This is a genomic window from Microcoleus sp. D3_18_C4 (assembly GCF_036702355.1).
GTDB lineage: Bacteria > Cyanobacteriota > Cyanobacteriia > Cyanobacteriales > Microcoleaceae > Microcoleus.
Window position 1 is genome coordinate 1 of the sequence record NZ_JAUBTF010000078.1, and the last position, 26,813, is coordinate 26,813.

The following is a 26,813-nucleotide window of genomic DNA, read 5'->3' on the forward strand; positions in this document are numbered from 1 at the left end:
TTGCCCAACAATAGCTCAAAACCTCTGCCCTAGTATTTCTGAGTATTTATACTCATCGCAAAAGTGACACGCTCCCAAATGATTTAGCAGATGCAGGGATTTTTGTAGGAAAATTTTTGTTCAACTATGCCTTATCAAAAATTTCTTTGGCTGGAATCCTCGAACAGTCTAAAAAACATAATGCTCTTAAAAAAAAGTATGATGAGCTTCTGGCAAATGGCACAAATATTACTGATGAAGAAGTTACTCAGTTAGCAAAAGAACTTGATGGCATCAAGGATATTGCTGATTTTTTTGAAATCATTAAATCAGGTTTTGAGTTAGCTGAAAGTTTCACCCAATTAGAAAATCCCATTGATTTAGTGAAAGATGATGACTTCACAGCTAAAGCATTAATGTTTTTCAAAGAAGTTGCTGGATTTATTCCCGGATTTGGAGAAATCACTGATATAATCGATAGTTTGATAGAAGCAGCGCCTGCTGACTTAAAAGAGGCTTTAGAGCAATTTTGGTATGCAGAGAGTAAATTCAAACATATCAATAGTGACTGGACGAGTGATGCAAAAGACTGGTTTTCATCATCTACAAAAAATCCCTTTCAAAATAACTCTTTGATTTTACTAGGTCATTCTCAAGGAAATTTCTTTCTTGAAGATGGACTTATTGATATGGGAGCTCCTGGTAATCCTCTACCTCGGACAAGTGTTCTCGCAATGGGCTCGCCAACAAGTTATTTATATGCTGGGGGAATTTCTAAATACAAAGTAGCAACAATCTCCGATAACAACATTAAAAATCCCGGAGATCCAGTGACGTTAGTTCAATTTAATTCAGAACCATTTGTCTGGGATAAAATTGGAAAGATTTTCAGTATGCTACCCAGCATAGGAGGAATTCTAGGACCACACGTAATTGAAAATTATTTCAGCCGTCCTGAAGTTCAAACTTTTTTTAAAGGCACAGCTTACGAATTACATCCTAAAGGATTTTATTTTGCTAAAGGAGCAATTACCACAATTCCTACACCAGATGATGACTGGATCAAAGGAAATGGTGATATTCAAGGGGGCGATCGCAACGATGTTTTACAAGGTGGAGATGACAGTAGCGACAATTTAACAGGTGACTCTGGATTCGACTTTTTGGACGGCGGAACAGGAACAGGAAGTGATACTGCTAATTACTCCGGCAGCCCAATGGGAATTAAAGTTTGGGCAGATAAAGTTGATGACAAATTTGATGTTTACAAAGTTGAAGATGGCTTTGTTGTCAAAGGCGAGAAAACCATCGATACTCTCGGAAATATCGAAATCATCAGCGGCTCAAATTTTGACGATCAAATGACTGGCGGTGACTACAGCGATATCTTCTATGGCCAAGGCGGAGACGACCTTTTTTGGGCACAAAAAGGAGACGACAAATTCTACGGTGGCACGGGTAATGACACAGCTTACGGAGGCGATGACAATGATGACCTTCGAGGTGATGAAGGCAGCGACGATTTAAGAGGAGAAAACGGCAACGACTCTCTCTACGGCGGTCAAGATAACGACTTCCTCTACGGTGGCGATGGTGAAGATGAACTTCGCGGCGAACAAGGTGCCGATGACCTCCGAGGAGAAAATGGCAACGACTCTCTCTACGGCGGAACTGAAAATGATTCCTTGTACGGTGGCCAAGGTGAAGACAAACTCTACGGCGAAGAAGGAGACGATGACTTAAAAGGAGAAGAAAACAACGATTCTCTTTACGGCGGAACTGGCAAAGATATCCTCAATGGCGGCACTGGAAATGACGATTTACGAGGCGAAGAAGGCGATGATTTGTTACAAGGAGAAGCCGGAAACGATTCTTTATATGGTGGCGAAGACCAAGACCAACTTTATGGTGGGTTAAATGCCGACTTACTCTACGGCGAAGCTGGCAACGACTTACTCTACGGTGAAGATGGCGACGACATCCTAGACGGCGGTAGCGACAACGATATCCTCATCGGAGGCAGCGGCGATGACAAACTCTACGGCCAATCCGGCAACGACATCATCCAAGGCAACGCTGGCGAAGACTACGCCGAAGGTGGTAGCGGCCGCGACTTTATCCAAGGCAATGAAGGCGAAGACATCCTCTACGGGCAAGATGGCAGCGACACCGTAGAAGGCAACGCCGACGATGACTTCATCGATGGTGGCAACGGCCAAGACTTGCTTTCCGGCAATACCGGTGATGACAGAATTTACGGACAAGCCGGCAACGATGTCATCCAAGGCAACGAAAACAATGACTGGCTGGAAGGCGGCGACGGCCAAGACATCATTGATGGCGGGGCCGACGACGATGATATTTACGGACAAGCAGGCGAAGACAACCTTTTCGGCAGTCAAGGCCAAGACTACATTGATGGTGGCGACGGCAAAGATACCCTGTTTGGCGGCTTCGATGACGACGTACTTTTAGGCCAAGCCGGCGATGACACTCTCAACGGCAACGCTGGCAACGACGAATTATTTGGCGGTACTGGCAATGACTCGTTAATCGGAGAAATCGGCGATGATTTAATTGACGGCGGAGAAGGAGTTGATCTCGTTAATTACATCAATTCTCCCAGTGGCGTTATCGTTAATATTGACGAAAATAGCGACTACGACAACAACACCAACCAACGCTTTACAGAATTCGTCACCGCAGTTAATCCCAGCGAATACTACACCGAACTCGAACGGGATTTTGAAATTGCCGCTGGTACTGGTAAAGACGGTTTTGGCACTACCGATGCTTTGAGAAACTTAGAAGACATCATCGGTACTCGCTTTGAAGACATCTTAATTGGTAACGAAAAAGATAACCGAATTTGGGCATTAGAAGGCAACGATTTATTAATTGGCAATGCCGGCAATGATTCATTTTACGGCGGAGAAGGCATCGACATTCTCAGCTACCGCCGCGACCCGAACGGCGTTACTGTCAATTTACAAACAGGCGATGCTACCGACGGCTGGGGAAATCAAGACAAAATTACTGGCATTGAAAACGTCGCGGGTTCTCGGCATGACGATAATATTACCGGCGACGATACGGTTAATGTTATCACCGGCGATGCTGGGGACGATCGCATTGACGGACTCGGCGGCAACGACAAACTCTACGGCGAATTCGGCAACGACCTAATCTACGGCGGCGAAGGCGGCGACAGCATCTACGGCAATCAAGACAGGGACACCCTTTACGGCGAAGCCGGTCAAGACTACATCCGAGGTGGGGATGCCGACGACTTAATTTATGCCGGTAGCGATGACGACACCGTTGCCGGAGACGCTGGTTACGGCAACGACACGATTTTTGGCGAAACAGGCAAAGACTTACTCTACGGCGGCGCTGGCGACGACTTTGTGTACGGCGGCGAAGACAAAGACATCATCTACGGCGAAGGCGAAAACGACAAACTCTACGGAGAAGGAGACACCGACCTCATCTACGGTGGCACCGGCGACGACCAACTCTCAGGCGGCGACGAAAAAGACTCCCTCATCGGCGAAGCCGGCAACGACACTCTCGCAGGCGATGCAGGCGACGACACCCTAGACGCCGGAACAGGCAACGACCTACTCTACGGCGGTATCGGCCAAGACACCCTGAATGCAGGCCTCGGCAACGACCAACTCTATGGCGGTGACGATGCCGACATCCTCCTCGGCAAAGAAGGCAACGACAACCTGTTTGGCGAAGCGGGCGACGACACCCTCGACGCAGCAGAAGGCAACGACAACCTCTACGGTGGCGACGGCAAAGACATTCTCGATGCTGGAATCGGCAACGACCAACTTTGGGGTGGTCAAGACGATGACACTTTATACGCCAAAGCAGGTGATGACAACTTGTTTGGCGAAGCGGGCGACGACATCCTCGATGCAGCCGAAGGCAACGACAGTCTCTACGGTGGAGACGGCAAAGACATTCTCGATGCTGGAATTGGCAACGATTACCTCTGGGGTGGTCAAGGCGATGACACTTTATCAGCCCAAGCTGGCAACGACTACCTCTACGGCGAAAACGGCGATGACATCCTTGATGCTGGCGAAGGCAACGATTCCCTTTATGGCGGCGACGGCAAAGACATTCTTGATGCTGGAATTGGCAACGACTATCTCTGGGGTGGTCAAGATGACGACACTTTATCAGCCCAAGCTGGCAACGACTACCTCTACGGCGAAAACGGCGATGACATCCTCGATGCTGGCGAAGGTAACGATTCCCTCTACGGTGGAGACGGCAAAGACATTCTCGATGCTGGAATTGACAACGACTATCTCTGGGGTGGTCAAGGCGATGACACTTTATCAGCCCAAGCTGGTGATGACTACCTGTTTGGGGAAAACGGCGATGACATCCTTGATGCTGGCGAAGGTAACGATTCCCTCTACGGCGGCGACGGCAAAGATACCCTGTTCGGCGAAGCTGGCAAGGATTTATTAGAAGGCGGTTTCGGCAATGACTCACTCTTAGCAGGCGACGGTAACGATACCCTTCTGGGTCAAGCTGACAGCGACACTCTGTACGGCTTCGGTGGCGATGACATCCTGGAAGGCAACTCAGGAACAGACCGACTTTTTGGGGAATTCGGCAACGATACTCTCAATGGCGGTACTGAAAACGATACCCTCGAAGGTGGCGACGGTAACGACATTCTCGACGGTGGTGATAATAACGACAGTCTGTTCGGACAAGTCGGTGATGATACGGTTATCGGCAACCGGGGCGATGACATTGTTGATGGCGGTTCCGGCAATGATTTGCTTGAGGGGAATCAAGGGCGCGATCGAATTTTCGGTCAATCCGGCCTCGATACCCTGTTCGGTGGCGACGATAGCGACACCCTTTGGGGAGGAGACGACAACGACAATTTGCTGGGAGAATCCGGCAGCGATAGCCTATTCGGCGGTTTAGGCAACGACCAACTCGACGGCGGCGAAAATAATGACAGCCTCTACGGGGAAGGTGGCGATGATACCCTAGCTGGCGGAACAGAGGACGATTTTGTAGATGGCGGTACCGAAAACGACACTCTCTCCGGCAATGATGGCAGTGACAAATTATACGGTCGCCAAGGCAACGACTTCTTAGAAGGCAATGCCGATAATGACCAACTGTGGGGTGGAGATAACGAGGATACGCTGTTAGGACAAACCGGAGATGACATTCTGCGGGGCGAATCCGGCAATGACAGCCTTGATGGTGGCGAAGGGGCCGATCGACTTTTCGGTCAAATCGGCAAAGATACCCTCTCCGGTAACAATGGCGACGACTACTTAGAAGGTGGCGGAGACGATGATAGCTTAAGTGGGGGCGCAGGGCGCGATCGCATTTACGGAAATGACGGCAACGACATCGCCGACGGCAACAGCGGCGACGACTATATCGACGGCGGGGCAAACAACGATACTTTAGCAGGGGGAGAAGGGCGCGATCGAATTTTCGGTCAATCTGGCAACGACAGCCTCGAAGGTAACGACGACAACGACTTCCTCGATGCCGGTACCGGAAATGACCGCGTATTCGGCAACGACGGCGACGACGAACTCTACGGCCGCGAAGACCAAGATTTCATCGACGGCGGCCGGGGCAGCGACCAAATCTACGGCGGAGATGCAGCCGACACCCTCCTCGGACAAACCGGAGAGGATAACATCGACGGTGGTTCCGGCGCAGACTCGATTCTCGGCGGCGACGGCAACGACAACATTTGGGCAAAAGCCGGCGATGACTTCATCAACGGCGGCGCCGGCAGCGACAACATTTGGGGCGACGAAGACAACGACCTGATTTTTGGAGAAGCAGGTGAAGACAAAATCGATGGCGGTTCCGGCTACGACAGCATAGACGGCGGCGCCGGCAATGACCAACTGTTCGGCGGTACGGGCAACGACCAATTATTAGGAGGTGCCGGCAACGACAAAATTGACGGCAGCATCGACGATGACAAACTCTTCGGAGGTGCCGGCAACGACTTGATGTTTGGCAGTCAAGGGCAAGACACGATGTTAGGCGAAGTAGGGGAAGACACCCTCTACGGCGGCGACGAAACCGACTTGATGGACGGCGGGGCCAGTAACGACATGGTTGTCGGCGACTCCGGCGATGACACCCTCACAGGCGATTCCGGCGACGACACCCTCACAGGTGGTGGTGGCAACGACTGGATGGGCGGAGGTAACGGCGACGACTTAATGTTCGGCGAATGCGAGGACGACACCATGCTGGGAGGTGCCGGTAAGGACACCCTTGACGGCGGTTGTGGCAACGATTTGCTAACTGGGGAAGCTGGCAGCGACTACCTGTTGGGCAACGAAGGCGATGACAGTCTCGACGGCGGCAGCAGTAATGACACCCTCGATGGCGGTAATGGCAACGACTTCTTAAATGGTGGCAGCGGCAACGACAGCCTCAACGGTAACGATGGCGATGACAGCGTTTACGGTGGCGAAGGTAACAACGTGCTCAAGGGCGGCAACGGTCAAGATTCGCTGATTGGAGGCAGTAGTTCCGACATATTTGTGCTAGCACCAAGTTCGGGACTCGATAACATTGTTTACTTCCAGGCCGATCGCGATTACTTCGGACTCTCACAAGACCTCACTTTTGACCAATTGCAAATCGTTCAAGGCGGCGAAAATTATACTAACGATGCCTTGATTAGCATCGCAAGCACCGGCGAACATTTAGCTTGGGTGAAAGATACTCAATTTAGTGCGATCGACAGTTCTCGGTTTATTTCCATCACTCCCGGAGGCCCGCTTCCTGAAGCTTTCAATACACCCTCGGATACCGATCTTTTAACCGGCGAACCTGTTGATAGCGACGATGTTCTAAGTGCGATCGACAGCGGTTCTAGCACTAGCCCATCAAGCAAGACTACTGAACCAATTAGTCAGCCAAACAGCACGACTACCGCAGCAATTAGTCAGTCAGACAGCACGATTACTGAACCAATTAGCCAATCAACTAGCACGACTACTGCACCAATTAGTCAGCCACTGGTGACAACAGCTACTAATCCAGCTATTTCAATACCAACTGCTGCCACATCTACCACCGATGACATCTTGCTAAACGGCGGTGCAATTCCAACGACGAACAGCTTTACCGGCATCGATGATGACATTCTCATCTACGACTCTAATAGCTTGTTAACATCTCTAACCAACGCTCAAACTCAGCCCATTATTCCTTTGACAGCGACGAGTGTTGGTAGTGCGATCTCTCCTACTGCTAATCCTTCTGGTAATGAATCTGACCTCTTACTCAATGCGAATCCGAGTCCCATTCAGCTACCAACAAGTAGCGATTTAAGTGGCACTTCTACCTTGTAGTAATTGCAGGTTTGCTTGAGGGCGATCGAATACATTAAAAACCCGGTTTCTTGAAGAAACCGGGTTTTTTGCAGTTTTTTGCGGTTTGTAATACCAAATCTGGGTTAGATCGTTGACCGTTGTATGGTCATGATTTAACCGCAGAGAACACAGAGGACACAGAGGGAGAGAAGAGAGATATGAATAATTATGCTACGGGATTTGATATTAGTTATTGTTGCGATCGAGCCTTACGATCGCGTGAGACTTGCTGTTTCCCGATCGTATCGAAATTGATCGAGGGTTCCTTCCTTGATTTTTTCGATCGCCTCCTCAATGGCTTCTAGTGGAACCATGAACCACTCCCTTGGCTGCACTGGTATACCGAAGCGATCCTGTAATTCCAAATCCAATCGAGCGCTGGCGAAGAACTTCTGAAGGAGTGCCTCAAGTCGCTTCCGGTTCATATTTGCCAATTTAAATTTTGCGACGATTTCCACATCTGCTAGCAGATAGGTGGGGTCTTTCTTGGCGTTGGCAATTCGGCTTTTTACGTCTCCTCCGGTGACGCCGATCTTGTGAATAATAAACCGATTCTTCGCAATGAAGGGGTGATCCGATTGGCTCCTGAGCACGTAAATGTACCCAGTTGGTAAGTCGTCTGCTGCTTCAATATGGGAAAATAGGGGGCCGAAATCTGGGGTGGTGATGCGGCGGCTGGCCTTGTCTTTATTTAAAGCACGCTGGAGCGATCGCAACAGCAAATCGCTCTCGGTGGCATTGTCATAAACCACTCTCAGCCGGCAGTCCGATCGACCATAGTCGCTGACAAACGGCTCACCCATATCGACCACCATCACCTTCTGCCCATCAAGGATGAACAAATCACCTTCCTTGACGGCCGCATAGTCCTGGTATTTGATGGTTTGCCGTTCCCCCGACTGCAATTGCCGTTGCACTTTGTCAAAGATGGGTTTGAATTCATCAAAGTCCTGACAGGGAGTCCGTTGGGCGATTTCCTCGGCTGCTTTGATTTCGCTGCGCGATCGCACATGAGTAAGCTGGGTAACGTCGTTCTCTGAGGCTGCATCGACTCCCAGGGAGGCCAGCAGTGCTTCATCTGTGAGATCGCGAACTGTGCTCAGGCTGGCATCAGTCTCAGCATCTAACAGTCCGCGTGAGTCTAGCGGTTCTAAGACGGCGCGACATTCCTCCGATTCTCGCAGGCGATCGAGCCGTACTGCATAAAGCCGCTCGAAGATATCGCGATCTTCCCCATGCTGGGGCAGTCTGCCATATTCTTCCACAAACCGCTCGATCTCCTCAAAGCCTGCGATGATCCGCTCTTCTCTGGCAGAACGCTGGCCGGAGGGTTCGGGGGTCATGTCCATGCCCAATTCACCGAGCAATTCCAAATCATCATCGGTGGTGTACTTAGGCATTAGTTTCCTCCTTCACTTTGCGTTGCAGGAAGGCAACTCCTTCTGCCATCCGTTTTTCCCAGGGATCGACTGCTGTGAGAGAGGGCAACCTGCCTTTTTCTTGCTTGAACCGCAGCGCCCGTTTGGCTAATTCCCGCGCTTCTTCCACGCTAAGGGTTACTCGCTTAGCCGCAATGACTTCTGCCACCTGCTTCAGCCGTTCTTCGCTCATGGACTTAGCCAGGATGGCATAGGCTTCGCCAAAGGGATTGATGCGATCGATCAGATCCATATCGAGGTCTGTTACCGATAGGGCGAACTTCCTCACCCCATCGAGGAGTGAGGTGTTTTTCGCTGATTCCCCACCACCAGGATTTGTGGCGTACTGCCCACCACTTTCGTTCATGGTTTTTTTAGCTTGTTGGACGAGGGTTAGGGCGGCGATCGCGTGTTGGCGGACGGCTTCTCGATCTTCCGCTTCTAGATTTGGGAACTTCTCTTTGACGATTTTGCCCATGCGAACTTGGGTTAGTTCTTCCGGCACCAATTCTTCATCAAACAGGCCGCGCTCGATCGCTGGCTTATCTTGGACAAATGCCGTCACCAGTTCGGTCAAGTCTTCGCGGCAGATGCGTTCGGCTTCCGGGCTCTTGGGTTCGGCTAATCCCTTAATTTCCATTTGAATCAGGCCTCTCTCTGGATTGATGCCCACGTTGCACTTGCCAGGATTGTAACCATCTTCCCCGTAGTCGAAACCGGGTGTTGGTTGATTGTCGGGGCGCTTGGGTTTGAACTCGAAGCGCGGCGCGAGCACTTGCTCCATCAGTAGGCTGGCTGCAATGGCTTTGAGCGTGTCGTTCACTGCCTCGGTGACGGCAGATTCGGCGGCATCCGGCTCGGCAATCAGGTTGGTGAACCGAGCGCGGGTTTTCCCTGGTGCATCGCGGGTGGCGCGACCGATAATCTGAATAATCTCCGTCAAACTGGAACGGTAGCCGATCGTCAGGGCGTGCTCGCACCAGATCCAATCGAAGCCCTCTTTCGCCATGCCGAGGGCGATGATGATGTCCACACGATCGCGATTGTTCTTATGGGTGGGGTCTTTTAGGGCGGTGGCAACTTTATCCCGTTTGGTGGGGTCGTCGTCTACGAGATCGGCGATTTTGAGGATCGTGCCGTCGGCGGTTTTGACGAGTTGAAATCCCGTCTTGGGATCGGTGCCTTGCCATTCGCCCAGTTCCTCGATGATGTGCTCCACCTCGCGGATCTTGTCCTTGGTACTTTCGCGGGAGTTGACGTTGGGAATGTGCAGGATGGTTTTCTCTTTGGGGTTTAGCACCTGCACGATTTCGTCAGTGTAGCTACCCGCGTAGAAGTAGTAGCCAATGTCGAGTTGCTTCAGGTATTGGTAGCCGTTGAGCTGTTCGTAGTAGGTGTAGGTGACGGTATCGAATCGGGATTCGTCTTCGGGGTGCAACACAGCTTCGGCATCGCCGCGAAAGTAGGAGCCGGTCATCGCTATGATGTGGGTTTTGTCGCGGGCCATGAGTTGGCGGACGCGATCGCCCAGCTTGTTGTCTGGGTTGGACGAAACATGGTGAAATTCGTCTATGGCGATTAGGCGATCGTCTAAGACTTCGATACCGAATTTGTCCACGGCAAAGCGGAATGTGGCGTGAGTGCAGACCAGAATCTTGGCACCGCTGGCTAGAAACTTCTGCACCGCGCCCACTTTGCCGCCGTCGTTTCCCGGTGCGTCGCAGAGATTCCACTTCGGTTCAACTTGCCAATCGGCCCAAAAGCCAAACTGACTCAGCGGCTCATCGTGGAAGCTGGAGCCGATCGCCTTTTCTGGCACGACGATGATAGCTTGTTTGAGGTTCTGGTTCTCTAGTTTGTCCAGGGCGATGAACATCAATGCGCGACTTTTGCCGGAGGCGGGGGGCGATTTGATCAGGAGGTATTGTTCGCCGCGCTTTTGGTAGGCGCGTTCTTGCATCGGGCGCATACCGAGGGCGTTGGGGCGGGTGGAGGTGCCATCCTGGGCGTAGGTGACGGAAACTGAGGGAATCGCGATCGGTTTGCTCATCGGTTGGAACCTTATAGTTTATGTTTGGTGGGCTTTTTGGGGGGGCGTTTGCTGGGGGTCATTTTTGTGTATAGCTCGAAGAGATTTTCGAGGCGTTCGGTGTCGTTTTGAAGCGGCGATCGATGTAGATGCGATCTAGCAGCGACTTCTTTGGAGTAGCGTGGTCTGCGCGGAGGTTGGGGGGCATGGTTTCGGGGTGACTCCCATTTGCTTTTAAGCACTTAAATCCTTGATTCATCAGGGTTTTAAGCTTTGGATCTTCGTTATGTGGATTTGCGTTTAAGCACTTTCAGGCCCAAAAAGGGAGGTAACGAGCATAGCGAGTCGAGGTAGAAGCAGAGTCATCTGCTTTGATTAACCCCGCTTCCTTGGTAGCACCAATCACTTGAGAGACCAAGACATTCTTTGACTCGTCAAACCCAAAGCGCTCTCGTAGGGTCTGGTTCGACATCTGTCGGTTGCTGACGTATAGCAGGCAGCAATGCTGGTAGCAGGCTCGAATTCGATCGGATTTACTCATGTCAGAAAAATCTTGGTAAGCGAATAGGATGGATATTGTGCGTGTCTCACCGACCCGAAAATCTGGCGCAGGTAGTTGAAAAACCTCTGCCGCACTCACTACTTTGTCAATACCACTACCCTTTTCTTCGCAAATGCCAAAACGACGCATAAGGTCGGCAAGTTGCTCATTGCGCGAACGATATTCGTCAATAAAGCGTTCTACTTGAATGGGTGGGATGCCTGGATTAGAAATTTCAATCCGATCGTTATACATCTCGATCATCACTGAAGCGCCTGTGGCTAGAAACTCCTGATGCACTAGAGCATTAGCAATCAACTCTCTGAGTGCCTGTTTTGGGAACATCTTAATTTCTTCCCGCATGACTTCTTCAATGAATCGATTTTGTGGTGCTGCTGAATGGACGAAATCGACCAAGCCTTCAAAGCCAACTGCATAGCCACGATTGTCTGTCTTATCGTCGCGGGTTTGGAGCTTGTTTATCCCCTCATAAATAACGACACGGGGGGCTTTACGAGCTAAGGCAGAGGAGAAGGCATCCAGCTTTTTCGCCAGAAGAATAGCAGCGAGATTTGTGATTGTCCAACCTTGAGAGGTTTGTTTGATTAAATCTTGACTCTGCAATCGTTCCAAGACCGCATCGCGACTGGTTGGGTAGGGTATGTCTAGCAGCTCAAAGTATGTTTGGGTATCGAGGAGCGCAATGATATCATCAGGGCTGGCATCCGATCGAGCGGATTGGGAAAACCAGTCCTGTTGATCTTCCGCAAAAATGCGTTTGAGCATATCGGGTGTCATTGGCACCAAATCTTCACCCGCCCGCATTAAATATGTACCCTCAAACGTGAATGCTTGCCCTACGGGACGGGTGGGTATTTCAAAAACCAATACCCGACCATTGGAATGGTTTAACTCTGTAACTTCTACCCGAAATCTCAGCTTCTCAACTATTAAAGCTTTAATATCATTAAGAGAAGTTGCAGATGGAAACGCTTGCGTCCCGACTACATTTCGAGGCGGTTTATTGGTGACACCGAAGACGAGATGACCACCACCCTCATTGGCTAAAGCTATGCAGTAACGCAAAAATTTGGTTGTGTCATATTGCTGTTTAGCTTCCTTAAATTCAAGCCTCTCTGTTTCAGCGGGAGCGAGCAACCATTGCTCTAGATTTTCAAGAGTAACCATATTGTTCTTTGTCGGTTTTGATGGCTAGATTTTACGTTTGGCAGACTTTTTTTGGGGCGTTTGCTGGGTGGTCATTTTGGTGTATAGCTCGAAGAGTTTTTCGAGGCGTTCGGTGTCGTTTTTGAAACGGCGACCGATGTAGATTCGTTCCAGGATTTCGTCGTTACGATCGTGCGCTTCTCTAACCAGAGGGAATTCGGTATCCATACGATCGCGATCGTACATATCGGCGATCGTGGCTGGGAAATAGTGCTCTCGCGCTAGCAGGATGTCTTCGGCGCAGCGGGTGAGGTCGGCTTTGTTTTGCTCGGTGAGGGTGGGGACGGGGAAGGTGTTCCAGCCGAGGGTGTTGGAGTAGCGATATCGGGTTTCTAGCTTGCCGCAGACGGTGGCGATCCAGACTAGGTGCAGGCGGGAGGCGATTAGCGCCATATTCCAGAGTGGGGCATCGTAGAGGGCAAATAGAAGATCACTTGCAATTGCATTACCATCTAATAAGTCTATTGGAATGTAGTACCTTCTTTCTGATGAGACTTTTGCAACTACGAGAGAATGATTTCTTGCAGTACCTGCGATTTGTACGAACCGATAAGAGCGTGAAGCAAAATCGCGTGTAGATTCTGCTCTACTAGCAAGACGAAATTGTTTAACTTTTTCTTGGACTTCTTTCAAATATGGTTGTTCATTTGCAATGGCTAAATCTGAATCCTCTATCCAAATGCACCATCTACGCTTACCCTGTATCATTTCTTCTGAACCAAGGTAGGGTCGAATAAACCTTTTAAGCTCAGGATTATTTTTTAATAAAGTTGCTCGTTTATCCCCATTTAATATGAAATTCCCATCATCCCTTGGCATATTACCAAACAGCATAGGCGATAACTCTGATAGTGGATTTCGTATCTGTTCAACAGTAGAGTTTGAGCCACCGATAAGATACGCATTGATGTATTCCACACTGCGCTCAACAAGGGTTCCTTCTTCAGTGAGAGAGAATAAACGCCGTGTAGATCCAGGCTCACTCGTAATTCCAATAATCGAGACTGTTACTCCTGCATTATTACTGGCTAGATTTGACCACTTAAAAGAAGTATAAGCAAAGGCGATCTCATGTCCGGTTTCAAAAATTAGCGGCCATAAGATCGGTACTTGTTGCCCCTGACAGATTGAATTCGTAGATACAAAAGCAGCAGCAGAATTTGTTTGCGTTCCGTAATCCGCCGCCTTCATAAACCAACCAGCGACGTAATCAAGAGATTTCCAGCTCTTTGTGCGGTCACCCAAAATGGCTCCTAGTTCGGCTTTCTGCTCGTCGGTTTGCCACTTGGAGCCAAGATACGGTGGATTCCCGCAAATATAAGTCTCCCCTCCCTCATTCTCAAAATCAATCTCCGCCACTTCCCGCATCTCCCCAAACAAATCCAAATCCTCGCGCTGCACCTTCACCCCCGTTCCTGTCGGCGGACAAAGACTCAACCAATCCAACCGCAACGCATTCCCACAGGTAATCCAGTTATCATCCTTCAGAGGCAAAAACTCCGCCAGCGCCAACTTCGGCCCCCGATACAACACATCACATTGATACTCGGCAATAATCAACGCCAACCGCGCAATCTCACAGGAAAAGTGACGCAATTCAATTCCCCGAAAATTCGTCAGCGGAATCTCAGACTTGCGATCGCCCTCACCCCGAAGACGATTAATCTCCGCCTCGATCGCCCGCATCTCTTTATACGCAATCACCAGAAAATTCCCAGACCCACAAGCCGGATCAAATACCCGAATCCGCGCCATCCGCTGCCGCAGATTTAGCAGCTTGCGGGCATTATCCCCCGCTGCCTCCAATTGCTCCCGCAAACCATCCAAAAACAGCGGATTCAACACCTTGAGGATATTCGGCACACTCGTATAGTGCATCCCCAACGCACCCCGCTCCTCATCATCCGCCACCGCCTGAATCATCGACCCGAAAATATCGGGATTAATCTTCGTCCAGTCCAGATTGCCAACATGAAGTAAGTACGATCGGGCAATCTTGCTAAAACGCGGCACCGCCACCCCACCCGAAAACAGCCCTCCATTCACATAGGGGAATCTATCTGCCCAATTGCGAATCTTCGCCGCCTCCCGATCCTTAAGCGGCGTACACATCGCCCGAAACATCTCCGACAGCACCTCGTGCGTATTCGACGAATCACTCGCACTCATTTGTTCGATCGTGGCAGTGAAGAGGGCATTGCTGTGAAAGATATTCGTATCCTCCGCAAAGAAACAGAAGATTAGTCGCGCCATGAAGTGATTTAACGCTTCCCGGCGATCGGCCTTGTCCCACTCCGGGTTCTCCTTCAGCAGCTCCACATACAGGCGGTTGAGGCGCCCCGTAGCCTTGATATCAAAGGCATTCTCCCGGATCTGCTTGACTGTCGTAATGCCCGCCAAGGGCAGGAAAAAACCGAAATGGTTGTGAAAGTCCGGGTAATCGCAAGCGACTATCTCCCCATCAGCGAGGTTTTCCGCCTCAAAACTTTTGCCATCGGTGGCCAGGATAAACTTAACCTTATACCGAGCCGTCGCCGCACTATCCCGCAACGCCGTGAGGGTGTTTGTCACCTCGCCTTCCGGGCAAACCTTCACATGGATATTGTTACGCTGGAGCAAGCCACCGAGATCCGATTGGTTTGAGCCACCGCTTTTGCTTTTGAGCCGCTTGAGAGTCGTCGGCTTGTTACCAAAGGCTTCGAGGAAGGCAAAGGGGAACTCTTCCGAGTCAAAGGGCGCTTCAGCCAGCCTGGAAACTGCTTCTTCGATTTCGACTGCATTCATACTTCGACCATAGGTAGCTCAGGGGCGGTAGCTCAGAGGTTCCATTATCGCCTCATAACGCAATTTTGGATTTTACCTGATTTCTCGATCGATCTTCTGAGTTCAAGCGACACTACCCATGATTAACTCTGCGATCGTAGAAATGCCCAGAAAATCTCTGGGAACCCAATGTCAATTAATATCATGTGCGATCGATTAATTATAATATCCCGGTCGGGCGGGTTTTTGAGATTGTCAATTATTGGCAGATATTCTTGGTGAGGGGAACCCTACAAAAATCGCGGTCGTTCGATCGAACATGATATAATTCCGATGCTACCGGAAACGATATTACCAGCCGCTACAGCATGAGCTTAATTAAAAGAACGCAGACGGAATTCCATCTGCGTTCATCTGTGTTTATCTGCTAATATCTGCGGTCAAAAAACTCCCAATCCACTACTTCGCCGCAGGTAAAGACAACTGAGGCGAAGTTTTAGGATAACTTCCATTTTCGGGAATCGCTGCGGGTTCGGAGGAAAGCAAAAACTCGCGAATAACCCTAGCAACTGCTCTTTGAGCTAAACCGCCGACTACTTTCTGCCCCATATTCTGCACTTCTGGTTTCACCAACAACTGCGGCAGTAGCTGCAATACTTTCATGCCGTCAAAACCGGGAGTTGATTGCAAAATATCCCAAATCCGCTTGATGTGTTCTAGGTTTTTTTGTTCAGTCGGTGAAACCACAGGTTGATTTGCCTTGACTCCAAACCATTCGCCGACTACAGATTTGGCGTTAGCAAAGGCGTTGCTGGAAAGTGTGTCGAGACTCTTGACTAATTCCAGGACAATACGATCGCGAATGAAATCTCCTCTTTCGGAAAATAAATATTCTAATGCTTGGTTCAAGATTTTGCTGACATCGTAATCGTCGCTCTCGCGGGCATTGTTGAGCAAGTTTTCTAGGCGGTTCCAGCGGAATTCGCCTTGTTTGAACAGCAAATCTTGCAGGGATGCTCTCAATTCCGGTGCGGGGTCGCTCAACAGCCGTTTTGCTACGTAAGGATAGGCTTTGCTCAACACTTTGAATTCGGGGTCAACGTTGATGGCAATGCCTTCTAACGTGACGAGCGATCGAATAATCAAAGCATAGTAAGCTGGAACTCGGAAAGGATATTCGTACATCACCGCCGAAAGCTCGTCAGTAATGCTTTTGAAATTGAGTTCGGCAACGCTAGCACCCAAAGCATTGTTAAATACGCCCGCCAAAGCTGGAATAATTGGCGTCAAATCGGTATCTGGCGTTAAAAATTCCAACTTGACATAATCTTTTGCTAAACCTTCAAAGTCGCGGTTCACCAAATGCACCACAGCTTCCAACAAGCCGTATCGCTGATAAGGTTTAACTTCGCTCATCATCCCGAAATCGAGATAAGCTAATTGACCATCAGGAGTTGCCAAAAGATTGCCGGGATGCGGGTCGGCGTGAAAGAAACCGTGTTCTAGGAGTTGTCTGAGAGAGCACTGCACCCCCACTTCAATTAAGTAAGGAGCGTCGATTCCTTGAGCTTTAACGGCTTCTAAATTCGTAAGTTTGATGCCGGTGATCCACTCCATTGTTAAGACGCGACGGCGGGTATATTCCCAGTAGATGCTGGGAACATAAATGTCTTTGATGTGCCCGTATAGTTGGGCAAACCGTTCGGCATTTTGACCTTCGTGGGTGTAGTCCATTTCTTCGTAAATGCGCTCGCCCAACTCGTCCATAATGCTTGCAAGGTCACTGCGAATTACTTTGAAGTTGTTTTGTGCCCAAACTGCAACGCGCCGCAGGATGTAGATATCTAAGCCGATGTTTTCGGCTAAACCAGGTCGCTGGACTTTGATGGCGACTGTTTCTCCGGTTTTTAGTTTGCCTTTGTAGACTTGTCCGAGGGAAGCTGCGGCGATCGGATCTGGGCTGATTTCTGCGTAGATGTCTTTGGGGTGGGCGCCCAATTCTTCTTGGATGAATTGATATGCTACTTCGTTCGGAAATGCTGGCAGTTGGTCTTGCAGCGTTGTTAGTTCTTCTAAATATACTGGCGGTACTAAGTCGGGCCGTGTTGAGAGTGCTTGTCCGATTTTGATGAAAGCTGGGCCGAGTTGGGCCAGAATCTCTCGCAGTCGGACGGCGCGACGCTTTTCGTTCTTGAGGGTGCGACCTGTTTTGCCGTCGAACCACAAACTGAAGGCAAAGCTAAAAAATGTCCAAACAACGCTCGACAGCCTTCCCCAGACTTGTAGAGGTCGATTTCGGTACAGGGCTGCGATCGCCACTGGATCGTACCGAACAGCATCTCCGGCTAACTCGAAAGCTATGTCTCTGGCTGATTTGAGCCGATCGTCCGTTACGAGCTCCGTCTCTAGTGATACTGGTACTGCTTGCAGGGGAATTGTATTTGCATCTTGGAGATTGCCGAGTACAGCCTGAGTCCCTGAAGTTACATAAGTTTGCGGGGAGGCTGGCGATACTGTCTTGACATTCATAAATCAGACCTAGTGTGAAGCATTGTAAATATATTGTAACAATTTAAGGAAGAAGACCCTTCTTCCTTCTTATATACTTACTCGCCGCTGGATCTTTGGAGTCGATCGCGAAGGCCTGATAGTTGCGATTGGCTGCTGACGGGCGATCGAGGTTGGGGCATTTCGGTATCGGGCCAGTTCGGTAAGTCGTTACAGGGACAGAACTCCGGGGGCATTCCGGTTTGTTTGAACACTACGGGCATAGCGCAGCGCGCGCAGCCACTGATTTCCCAAGCTGGTGTCAGCAGTTGGGCAATTGTTTCGTTTGTGCCTTCGAGGTAACAGTCTCCGCTGTCGCGGGAGATGATTTTTTGCCAGCAGTCTTCAAATTCCTGGCTGTAGCGATCGCCCGCATTTACCGATTGGGGCAGCAGCGCTTCGGAACCGTTGTAAATTAATACTTTTTTGCCTAACTGAAACCAGTAAGCAATATATTTTCTTACTTCACTATCTGATGCCATAACTTTTATTCCACCCTTCAACTAATTGATTAGTTTAGACTTTTAATTTGAATTTAGCACTCTTTCTTAACAGACATTTTCTCTTTTACATAATTTCAAAATTTGGCTATTCCTCCTGTCAAATTGTTGGGCTATTCCCCCTAGGGAGTATGTTTTTTGACTAATTTATGTGACTCTTGAGTTTTCAATCTTAGTGAAAATTATACCTGATTTTCAGTTAAAATTGTCCATCGGGAAACCGAGATGTTTTCTCTCTTGTCGATCGCGACTCCGACTGTTAATTTTTCGCGACAGGCGGCAGTGGCGTACCCAAAGCGCTGAGATTCAAGGCGTAACCTCCGGTGGCGAGATAAACAGTATCGGCGATCGCCCCGATGTGGCGGACGAGAGTGCCGAGGCGATCGCGAAATAGCCTCCCCGCCGGATAAGCAGGCACAACACCCCATCCGGTTTCTTCCCCTACCAAAATTACATCAGCCGCCGCCGACTTCAAACAGGCTAGCAAATCTTGCTGCGTAGTCGCCCAAACAGCCGCTTCTTGTTCCAAAAGATTTGCTGTCCAAGTTCCCAGGGAATCAATCAACAAGCAATCTGAGGGCTTGCCGGCTTGCACAACGGCCGATAATTCGATCGGCACTTCTAGAGTTGTCCAATCAACAGGACGGCGATTTCGGTGCTGCTCGAGGCGACGAAGCCACTCCAAATCCGCTTCATCAACGCGACTGGTAGCCACATAGATTATTTGTTTTCCCGAACCCGCCGCCAGATTTTCGGCCCATTCACTTTTGCCACTCCGGGCGGGCCCAGTTACTAAGATTAATTGTCTAGATGTGGTGGGTTCTGAGTTAGTCATTAGTTATTAGTCAGCAGTCATTAGTCATTAGTCATTAGTCATTATTCATTAGTCACATACCAAGGATTAAACACAATTATCCATTACCAATAACCAATTACCCATTACCCATTACCCATTATGATTTAAACGGCCAACTACCAAATGCTTTTTAAGCGATAATAGCATTGATGAGACAATATCAGAGTAAGTCGATCGAGAACCCCCGTATTTCCCAAGCTGTTATTTATGCCAGATCATCCTCAGATATCAGCGATTATTTGCACCCACAATCGCGCCGCCTATTTAGGTGGGGCGATCGACAGCTTGCTGGTACAGGATTTTCCCGGCAACTTTGAAGTAGTAGTAGTGGATAACGCTTCTAGCGATTATGCCAGCCCCGAAAGTTCGATTTCGCGCACCCGCGAGGTGGTAGAAGCAAGACTGGGCGATGGCCGCCTCAAGTACGTCTGGGAACCCGAAATCGGTCTGTCAGTGGCGCGGAATACCGGCGCTAAGCAAGCTCGCAGCGAAATATTAGCTTATCTCGACGACGACGCTATTGCTGAGCCGAATTGGCTCAGGGTGCTGCACGCAGCTTATCAAAGCAATCAAAAACTCGCCGTAGCTGGTGGCAAAGTCAATTTGCTCTGGCCTTCTGGAGTCAGCCCGCCCGAATGGCTGTCACCCGGATTGGCCCAGAACTTGGGAGCATATGATTTAGGCGATACTTGCCTGTACGTGACTGCTCCCGGTTTGACTCCCAGGGGAGTAAACTACTCAATCCGGCGCGCTTTTCTCGAACAAATTGGCGGCTTCGATGTCAAACTCGGTAGAGTCGGCACCAAACTGTTGTCAAATGAAGAGTTGCGGGCCACAGAATTAGCTTTAGAGTTAGGTTGGCAAGTAGTTTATCTACCGGAGGCCCTGGTGCTTCACCATGTCGCAGCAGAAAGGCTCAACAAAGCTTGGTTCCTAGAGCGCGGGTGGTGGCAAGGCATCAGCGAGTGTTATCGCGAACAATTGTCCGATCGAGCCGGTATTGCTCAGCTTGGGCGGGGGGGTGAAAGAATCTTGAGGGGTGTCTGGAAGTCTTTTAAATATATTAGAGATCCAGGGCTGCGCTTTGAAAATTTCGTTTTTGCCTGGGGTCAAATCGGTTATTTGAGCGCAGCCATCCGCGGCCTAATTTTTGCACCGAAATCGACCAGTAGGCATTAGGCTATAGGCAATATCCCTCGCTGCTCAAGTCGTCGGCGCGGCTGTGCCGATCGCACTTCATTCACCAAAACTCGACCGCATTTAGGTTCAAGCACTCGATTATGACATCTAGTTCATCCAAGATTCCGGTTTCAGTTCTCATTCCGGCAAAAGACGAAGAACTTAATCTACCTGCGTGTCTGGCCAGCATTGCCAGGGCGGATGAAGTTTTCATGGTTGATTCCCAAAGTAGCGATCGCACGGTGGAAATTGCCATCAGCACCGGCGCCAAAGTTGTGCAGTTTTACTTTGACAACCGCTGGCCGAAAAAGAAAAATTGGTCATTGGACAATCTGCCATTTCGCAACGAATGGGTATTAATTGTCGATTGCGACGAGCGCATCCCGCCAGAACTTTGGGACGAAATCGCGCGGGCGATCGAAGACCCCAACTTTGACGGCTACTACCTCAACCGCAAAGTCTTCTTTTTAGGTCAATGGCTGCGTTACGGCGGCCGATATCCCGACTGGAATTTGCGTTTGTTCAAGCATCAAAAAGGCCGTTACGAAAATCTAGGCACTGAATCCGTCCCCAATACTGGCGACAACGAAGTTCACGAACACGTCATTTTAGCTGGTCAAGTCGGCTACTTAAAAAATGACATGATCCACGAGGATTACCGCGATTTATTTCACTGGATAGAACGGCACAACCGATATTCTAATTGGGAAGCTCGTGTTTATTACAATATAATTGAAGGGCGCGACGACAGCGGTACTATTGGCGCTCACTTATTTGGAGATGCAGTGCAGCGAAAACGCTTTCTCAAAAAAGTTTGGGTGCGGCTGCCTTTTAAACCAATGCTCAGATTTATGTTATTTTACTTCATTCAGCTCGGCTTTTTGGATGGAAAAGCTGGCTATATTTATGCAAGGTTATTGAGTCAGTATGAGTATCAAATTAATGCAAAACTTTACGAATTGCGCTGTTGTGGTGGTCAGTTGAATGTGGCAGAATCTCAGCCTACTTTATCGCCACCAGTAGTTATCAGTCAGGAGACAGAAGTGAAATTGCCGTAATAGTAGGTAGGGAATTTTAACCGCCGATGGCGGCGGATTGATGCAGATGAACGCCGATAAATGTTGATTTGGGTTAAGTGCGATCGCCCTTATTTTATCGAATGGGCGATCGCACTTTTCCTTCCTTTCCTTAAACCAGCAGGAAATTAGCCGATGTTATCGCATTGGCACTCACTCCAATCATCACACCTAACTGCTCCCCTGTCAACAGGTTCTTAATAAGAGTTCCCTGAGTATTTTGAGTTATTTCTAACTGTCCAAAACTCAAACCACCGCTTAATCCCATCAAATCTTGACCGATGGTAAAATCAGCGATTATATCAAATCCTTGACCGGCTTTTAAGGCAAAGATATCGTTGCCACTACCGCCAATCAAACTATCATTGCCGATGCCTCCGTCAAGGAGATCGTTGCCTTTGCCACCTGTGAGAGTATCGTTATCGGCGCCTCCGAACAGAGTATCATTTCCGGCACACCCTCCCAGGATATCTGCTCCTTCATCACCGTTGATTAAATCATTACCTTCACCGCCGCAGATGGTATCTGAACCTAACTGTCCAAACAGATTGTCATCACCTTGACTGCCAAGCAGGATGTCGTCACCTTTGCCTCCATATAAGGTGTCATTATCCTTGCCCCCATCGATGAAGTCATCATCTTTGTTGCCATAAATGATGTCAATACCTTCGCGACCATGTAGCAAGTCATTGCCTTTGCCTCCAAAGATTAAATCGTTACCAGACTCGCCAAGAATGATGTCGTTACCTTCATCTCCATAGAGAGTATCTTCATCTTTGCCTCCGGCGATGAAGTCATTGCCTTGGTTGCCATTAATAATGTCATTATCGGCACCACCGTATAAGTTGTCATCCCCGGATTGGCCCTCGAATATGTTGGCAGCATTGCTACCTAGTAATTCATCGTTTTGGGCAGTGCCTATCTGAATGCCGGCTGTGCCGAGTATGGTGTTTTCAACCGAGTTGGGTCGGTTTAAGTTGGGATAGGTAATTTGGTCGCAGATGCACTCATCGTCTGAGAGGTTATTAGTTGTTGGCGTGGGAGTTGGTGTTTCCGATGGTGTCGGTGTTTCCGAGGCTGTTTCCGATGGTGTCGGTGTTTCCGAGGCTGTTTCCGATGGGGTCGGAGCGATCGGTGGGGTCGGAGCGATCGGTGGGGTCGGAGCGATCGGTGTTGGTGTGTCGGTGCCAGTGTCTGTGTCTGTGTCGCTTTCCTCAGAGGTAGGTTCAAAAGGAACGAGCAGATCTTCAGGATTGATTGTCTCGAAGGTGGGGCGAACGGTAGGGTCATTAACCGCTACTTCCTCCATCTTCTTCTGGATCGCTTCCTTGGTGTTGTCGGCGAGGAACTGCTCCATCGTCTTGGTTCCCGCTGCCAATTCCGGCAGTCCGACTGCAATTTGACCCACCGCTACCGCCTGTAATTTGGTAATTTCCGTGGCGATATCTTTTAAGGAAAGACCGCTAGCGGCGAGTTCCGCAACCATTTGATTGCCCAGGGCCATTACTTGTGCAGCAGCCGAGGCGACCCTGGCTAGCTGCTGTGTGTTGAGATTGCTGTCTTGCGTAGCAGCAGCAGCGATCGCCGACTGTACGATCGTCTCAATTGTCTCTGGTTTGCTCAAGTCAACGGGAGTACCGGCTTTAAGCGTATCGGCGATCGCTTTAATTGCGGCATTTCCCAACTGTGTCAGCGACGCTTCGGAAGCTCCATCGATGAATTTCGCCGTTTGGACAATCGTGTTTTGCACCATTATCATCGAGGCAAACACTGCCACCCCATTCGCATCGCCATTGGCAATAGCTTCCAAGGGGTCGTAGCTGCCCAAGTCAACTCCTGGCGGTAATCCTAAAGCTGCTTTCACCTGAGTTTCTGCCGTTTCTGACTCAACACCATTGCTAGCCAAATCAGCAATCACAGTTGTTAGGGGCGTGATCACTGTGGAATCTGGAGTAGAAGCAAGCGGTGTCACAAGAGGCAAAGAAGTCGCAACATCTATGCCCTCCAGCAAGATAATCTTTCCTTCGCTGGCATCGATCTTACCGTTTTTATTGGTGTCGAATTGAGGGATATCAACTTGGAACTCGAAACTGCCATCAGGATTGGTGACGCTCACTGGCTCCTCTTCATCGTGGATACCATTTAAGTTAGTATCTAAAAATACAAATCCCCCTGCAATGTAGCCATCGATCGCGCGGCTCTTCCAAGTTGCACCCACATTCAGATTGACGAGATTGTGGGTGCCAAAGTTTTGCCGCCAGACATTTTCGCGGTTTACGGTTGGTACCCAATATGGGACTCCCCATTTTGTTCGCCGTTGGAACCCCGGTCGCATATAATCAAACCCTGCATCTAGTGAAGCGTTAATACTTCCTTTCAACGCAATCATGTCAAGAGGTTTGTTAATGCGGGAAATGATTTCCGAACCCCGGATTTTCCCATCACTTGTGCCGTTTTCTTCTCCCACATCGATCAGGTCAGCTTTGGCATTCCCAAACAGCCTGCCCGTCACGTATGCCTTGGCCAAAACAGCGTCGAGCGAACCAGTCAGCCTGAAATCAGCATCGACTTTAATTTCCTGGACATCTTGCCCTGTGCCGTCTGCATTCTTGCGATCGGAAACATAGAAACCATCAAAAACTTTGTAGGCATCCGAGACAGAATATTTTGACTTCTTCCACTCACTTAAACCATAAGTGTCAAAGCCGAAACCGAAATTTGTTTTAGCACTAAAGCTGCCCTTGAGATTACCGTTCAGACCAACTCCTGCAAAGCTGTAAATCGGAAAAGTCCGATCCATATTGAAGGTGAAATCCAAGTCTGGCATTTTGTAAGCAAACAGCGTCACGTCTGGTTTGCCCAGCAGTAAATCAATCGCTGTGCCTGGGTTGGTTAAGATTGGGAATTGCAACCCAGGCATTTCTTGCAAGGTTGATAAAAACTCTGCTGCCTTGCCTTTAGTCTTAGATTTCGCTTGATCTGTAGCCGATCCCGCTGTCTTGGTAGTTTTCTTGGTTGCTTTTGAAGGATCTGCCTTTGCATCGGTAGCATCAAAATTTACTTCGTAGTCACCCAGATCGATCTTGATATTGCCATCCTGGGCAGCCAGTTCCCCAAGCAACTTACTAGCCTTGCTAACCACGTTTACTGCTGTCAAGAAGCTGGTATTGACTTTTGTGCCAGTTAGTGACATACCAGCTTCAAGCACAGTAACTTTGCCATCCCTGTTTTGATCGGCAGCATTACGGATGCTACTAATATCCGACAAAAGCTTAACATCGCTGTTTAGGATATCGATTACGGGACGAACGGGCGTTATTACCTTATCGATCGTGGTGATAACTGGTTTGGCGAAACCTGTGATAAAGGTTCCCAAGTCAAGCTGCATATTATTGAATGCCAGCTTGGGTGTTTGTGGCCCACTCCACTTGCCGTTCTCGTATTTCAGGACTGGGAAAGCGGCATTAAGGTCAAAGTTGAACGATGGAATCGCTGCACTACCATTAATGCTGGTTTTTGCACTCAAGCCGATGTTGGCTTTAGTGTCTAAAGTTGCACCAATCAAGTCAGAGAGTTTATACCTGTTACTGTTCAGTTCAGTGAAGGTCAATCGTCCATCATTGACGCCTCCTTGGGTTGGCGTTAAATCTTTGAGGGAGGCCTTAAAATCTCCGCTAATTTTAGTGGGGTTAGCACCGTTGTTCTTCAGATCCACTTGCAAGAAACCCAGATTGGCTTTGCCCGTGAAATTATTGTCTAAACCCACTTCAGCGTTGACACCAAGCTTCGTATTGGTGGTATCGAAGAAGATGCCATCCTGATTTAAACCCAATCCTAATGACAAGTCATATTTGAATTTGGCGTTGGCATTTCCTTGAGTATTCAATCCCAAGGCTGGAAGTCCTAAATTGCCATTGAGTCCGAATGAATTGTTGTACTCTTTGCTCAAGTTCACCAGAACTTTAGCTTCTCCATTGGCCCCAACTGAGCCTGTAATTTTTAGATTGGGGAAGTCTTGGCCCAACGAAGCCTTGATGGTGTCTTGAAACTTCACCTGATCCCAAGTCGGTGCTGCCTTCAGGTCAGTGATTAGCCTGTTCTTAATACTGTTTAGAAAATCAGGGGCAAGGGCTTTGAGTTTATCGCCCACCACTGGCAGTTGCGCCGCTAGATTGTTAGTGAGGGACTCTTGCAGCTTGTTGAAGCCCAAATCGAGGGTATTAAGCTGAGGCTGCCAGTTAACAACGATATTCTTCGCAGTACCGAGGGAGTTGGCTGTATTAGGAGCGGGTAAGGTTAGCGTTGCATTATTATTTGCCGCATCTCGGATTGTACCCCCCGCTAGAGATAAAGCAGCGGTAGAAGTATAATCCAAGTCTGCCGAGTTTTGTGGTTGTCCTACCGGGTAGTTAAAAATAAGGCTATTGGTGCCAGTACCGGAAGCATAAGTTGCTTTCCCACCGGAATTTAAGGTGAGTTCTGGTTTCCCCGTGACGTTTACCGCTTCAGAGAAGTTAACGGTGATTGGTACAACCTGACCAAGCCGATAGGTACCGTTGGCGAGGCCGGAAGTAATGGAACTGACGGTGGGAGCAAGACCATCGATCGCAATATTCTTCGTCGCACCCAGAGAGTTGGTTGTATTAGGAGCAGGTAAGGTTAGCGTCGCATTATTATTTGCCGCATCTCGGATCGTACCCCCCGCCAGAGACAAGGCAGTGGTAGAAGAATAATCCAAATCTGCCGAGCGTTGGTTTGCCGCTACAGTTCCGTTAAAAGTAAGGCTATTGGTGCCAGTACCGGAAGCATAAGTTGCTTTCCCACCGGAATTTAAGGTGAGTTCTGGTTTCCCCGTGACGTTTACCGCTTCAGAGAAGTTAACGGTGATGGGGATAACTTGGCCGACACCGTAGCTGCCGTTGGCGAGGCCGGAAGTAATGGAACTGACGGTGGGAGCAAGACCATCGATCGCAATATTCTTCGTCGCACCCAGAGAGTTGGTTGTATTAGGAGCAGGTAAGGTTAGCGTCGCATTATTATTTGCCGCATCTCGGATCGTACCCCCCGCCAGAGACAAGGCAGTGGTAGAAGAATAATCCAAATCTGCCGAGCGTTGGTTTGCCGCTACAGTTCCGTTAAAAGTAAGGCTATTGGTGCCAGTACCGGAAGCATAAGTTGCTTTCCCACCGGAATTTAAGGTGAGTTCTGGTTTCCCCGTGACGTTTACCGCTTCAGAGAAGTTAACGGTGATGGGGATAACTTGGCCGACACCGTAGCTGCCGTTGGCGAGGC

12 protein-coding genes are annotated in these 26,813 nt (G+C 49.3%); 4 read left to right on the plus strand and 8 right to left on the minus strand.

Annotated elements, in window-relative coordinates:
- Positions 1-116 precede the first annotated feature (116 nt).
- Positions 117-7,364: a hypothetical protein gene (locus tag QUA90_RS26740; RefSeq protein WP_333331778.1), complete on the plus strand. Its 7,248-nt coding sequence runs from the start codon at positions 117-119 to the stop codon at positions 7,362-7,364.
- A 230-nt stretch (positions 7,365-7,594) separates the two neighbouring features.
- Here the strand turns inward: QUA90_RS26740 and QUA90_RS26745 are convergent, their stop codons facing one another.
- Complete coding sequence (locus QUA90_RS26745; protein WP_333331780.1) at positions 7,595-8,785, minus strand: GIY-YIG nuclease family protein; 1,191 nt, start codon at positions 8,783-8,785, stop codon at positions 7,595-7,597.
- Positions 8,778-10,853: a DEAD/DEAH box helicase gene (locus QUA90_RS26750; protein ID WP_333448390.1), complete on the minus strand. Its 2,076-nt coding sequence runs from the start codon at positions 10,851-10,853 to the stop codon at positions 8,778-8,780. Before QUA90_RS26750 ends, QUA90_RS26745 begins: the two co-directional genes overlap by 8 nt.
- Here QUA90_RS26750 and QUA90_RS26755 point away from each other — a divergent pair.
- Positions 10,816-10,992, plus strand: coding sequence for a hypothetical protein (locus QUA90_RS26755; protein WP_333448399.1), 177 nt, complete (start codon positions 10,816-10,818; stop codon positions 10,990-10,992). The two genes, QUA90_RS26750 and QUA90_RS26755, sit on opposite strands and share 38 nt — an antisense overlap.
- A gap of 150 nt (positions 10,993-11,142) precedes the next feature.
- On the opposite strand, the gene QUA90_RS26760 is transcribed toward QUA90_RS26755, so the two are convergent.
- From QUA90_RS26760 to cobU, 5 genes are all read right to left on the minus strand, one after another.
- Positions 11,143-12,561 carry an ATP-binding protein gene (locus QUA90_RS26760; RefSeq protein ID WP_333448391.1) on the minus strand — a complete coding sequence of 473 codons (1,419 nt, stop codon included), beginning with the start codon at positions 12,559-12,561 and terminating at the stop codon, positions 11,143-11,145.
- A gap of 24 nt (positions 12,562-12,585) precedes the next feature.
- The gene (locus QUA90_RS26765) at positions 12,586-15,384 is read right to left on the minus strand and encodes a DNA methyltransferase (protein WP_333448392.1); all 2,799 of its coding nucleotides are present in this window, start codon (positions 15,382-15,384) and stop codon (positions 12,586-12,588) included.
- Positions 15,385-15,822: 438 nt separating this feature from the next.
- Entirely contained in the window at positions 15,823-17,892 is a 2,070-nt protein-coding gene (locus tag QUA90_RS26770) for an AarF/ABC1/UbiB kinase family protein (RefSeq protein WP_333448393.1), read from the minus strand.
- A gap of 77 nt (positions 17,893-17,969) precedes the next feature.
- A complete protein-coding gene (locus QUA90_RS26775) occupies positions 17,970-18,392 on the minus strand; it encodes a hypothetical protein (RefSeq protein ID WP_333448394.1) in 423 nt (140 codons plus the stop codon).
- A gap of 277 nt (positions 18,393-18,669) precedes the next feature.
- A complete protein-coding gene (gene cobU, locus QUA90_RS26780; protein ID WP_333448395.1) occupies positions 18,670-19,245 on the minus strand; it encodes a bifunctional adenosylcobinamide kinase/adenosylcobinamide-phosphate guanylyltransferase in 576 nt (191 codons plus the stop codon).
- Between the two features lie 228 nt (positions 19,246-19,473).
- On the opposite strand from cobU, the gene QUA90_RS26785 reads away from it, so the two are divergent.
- The gene (locus tag QUA90_RS26785) at positions 19,474-20,445 is read left to right on the plus strand and encodes a glycosyltransferase (protein WP_333448396.1); all 972 of its coding nucleotides are present in this window, start codon (positions 19,474-19,476) and stop codon (positions 20,443-20,445) included.
- 101 nt (positions 20,446-20,546) lie between these two features.
- Positions 20,547-21,503: a glycosyltransferase family 2 protein gene (locus tag QUA90_RS26790; protein ID WP_333448397.1), complete on the plus strand. Its 957-nt coding sequence runs from the start codon at positions 20,547-20,549 to the stop codon at positions 21,501-21,503.
- Positions 21,504-21,633: 130 nt separating this feature from the next.
- Here QUA90_RS26790 and QUA90_RS26795 read toward each other — a convergent pair whose 3' ends face one another.
- Positions 21,634-26,622 carry a hypothetical protein gene (locus tag QUA90_RS26795; protein ID WP_445300144.1) on the minus strand — a complete coding sequence of 1,663 codons (4,989 nt, stop codon included), beginning with the start codon at positions 26,620-26,622 and terminating at the stop codon, positions 21,634-21,636.
- Between the last annotated feature and the right edge of the window lie 191 nt (positions 26,623-26,813).

Coding starts and splice junctions, on each gene's coding strand:
- cobU (WP_333448395.1), bottom strand. CDS start 19,245: ATGACTAACTCAGAACCCACCACATCTAGACAATTAATCTTAGTAACT.
- QUA90_RS26765 (WP_333448392.1), bottom strand. CDS start 15,384: ATGAATGCAGTCGAAATCGAAGAAGCAGTTTCCAGGCTGGCTGAAGCG.
- QUA90_RS26770 (WP_333448393.1), bottom strand. CDS start 17,892: ATGAATGTCAAGACAGTATCGCCAGCCTCCCCGCAAACTTATGTAACT.
- QUA90_RS26760 (WP_333448391.1), bottom strand. CDS start 12,561: ATGGTTACTCTTGAAAATCTAGAGCAATGGTTGCTCGCTCCCGCTGAA.
- QUA90_RS26785 (WP_333448396.1), top strand. CDS start 19,474: ATGCCAGATCATCCTCAGATATCAGCGATTATTTGCACCCACAATCGC.
- QUA90_RS26745 (WP_333331780.1), bottom strand. CDS start 8,785: ATGCCTAAGTACACCACCGATGATGATTTGGAATTGCTCGGTGAATTG.
- QUA90_RS26750 (WP_333448390.1), bottom strand. CDS start 10,853: ATGAGCAAACCGATCGCGATTCCCTCAGTTTCCGTCACCTACGCCCAG.
- QUA90_RS26790 (WP_333448397.1), top strand. CDS start 20,547: ATGACATCTAGTTCATCCAAGATTCCGGTTTCAGTTCTCATTCCGGCA.
- QUA90_RS26775 (WP_333448394.1), bottom strand. CDS start 18,392: ATGGCATCAGATAGTGAAGTAAGAAAATATATTGCTTACTGGTTTCAG.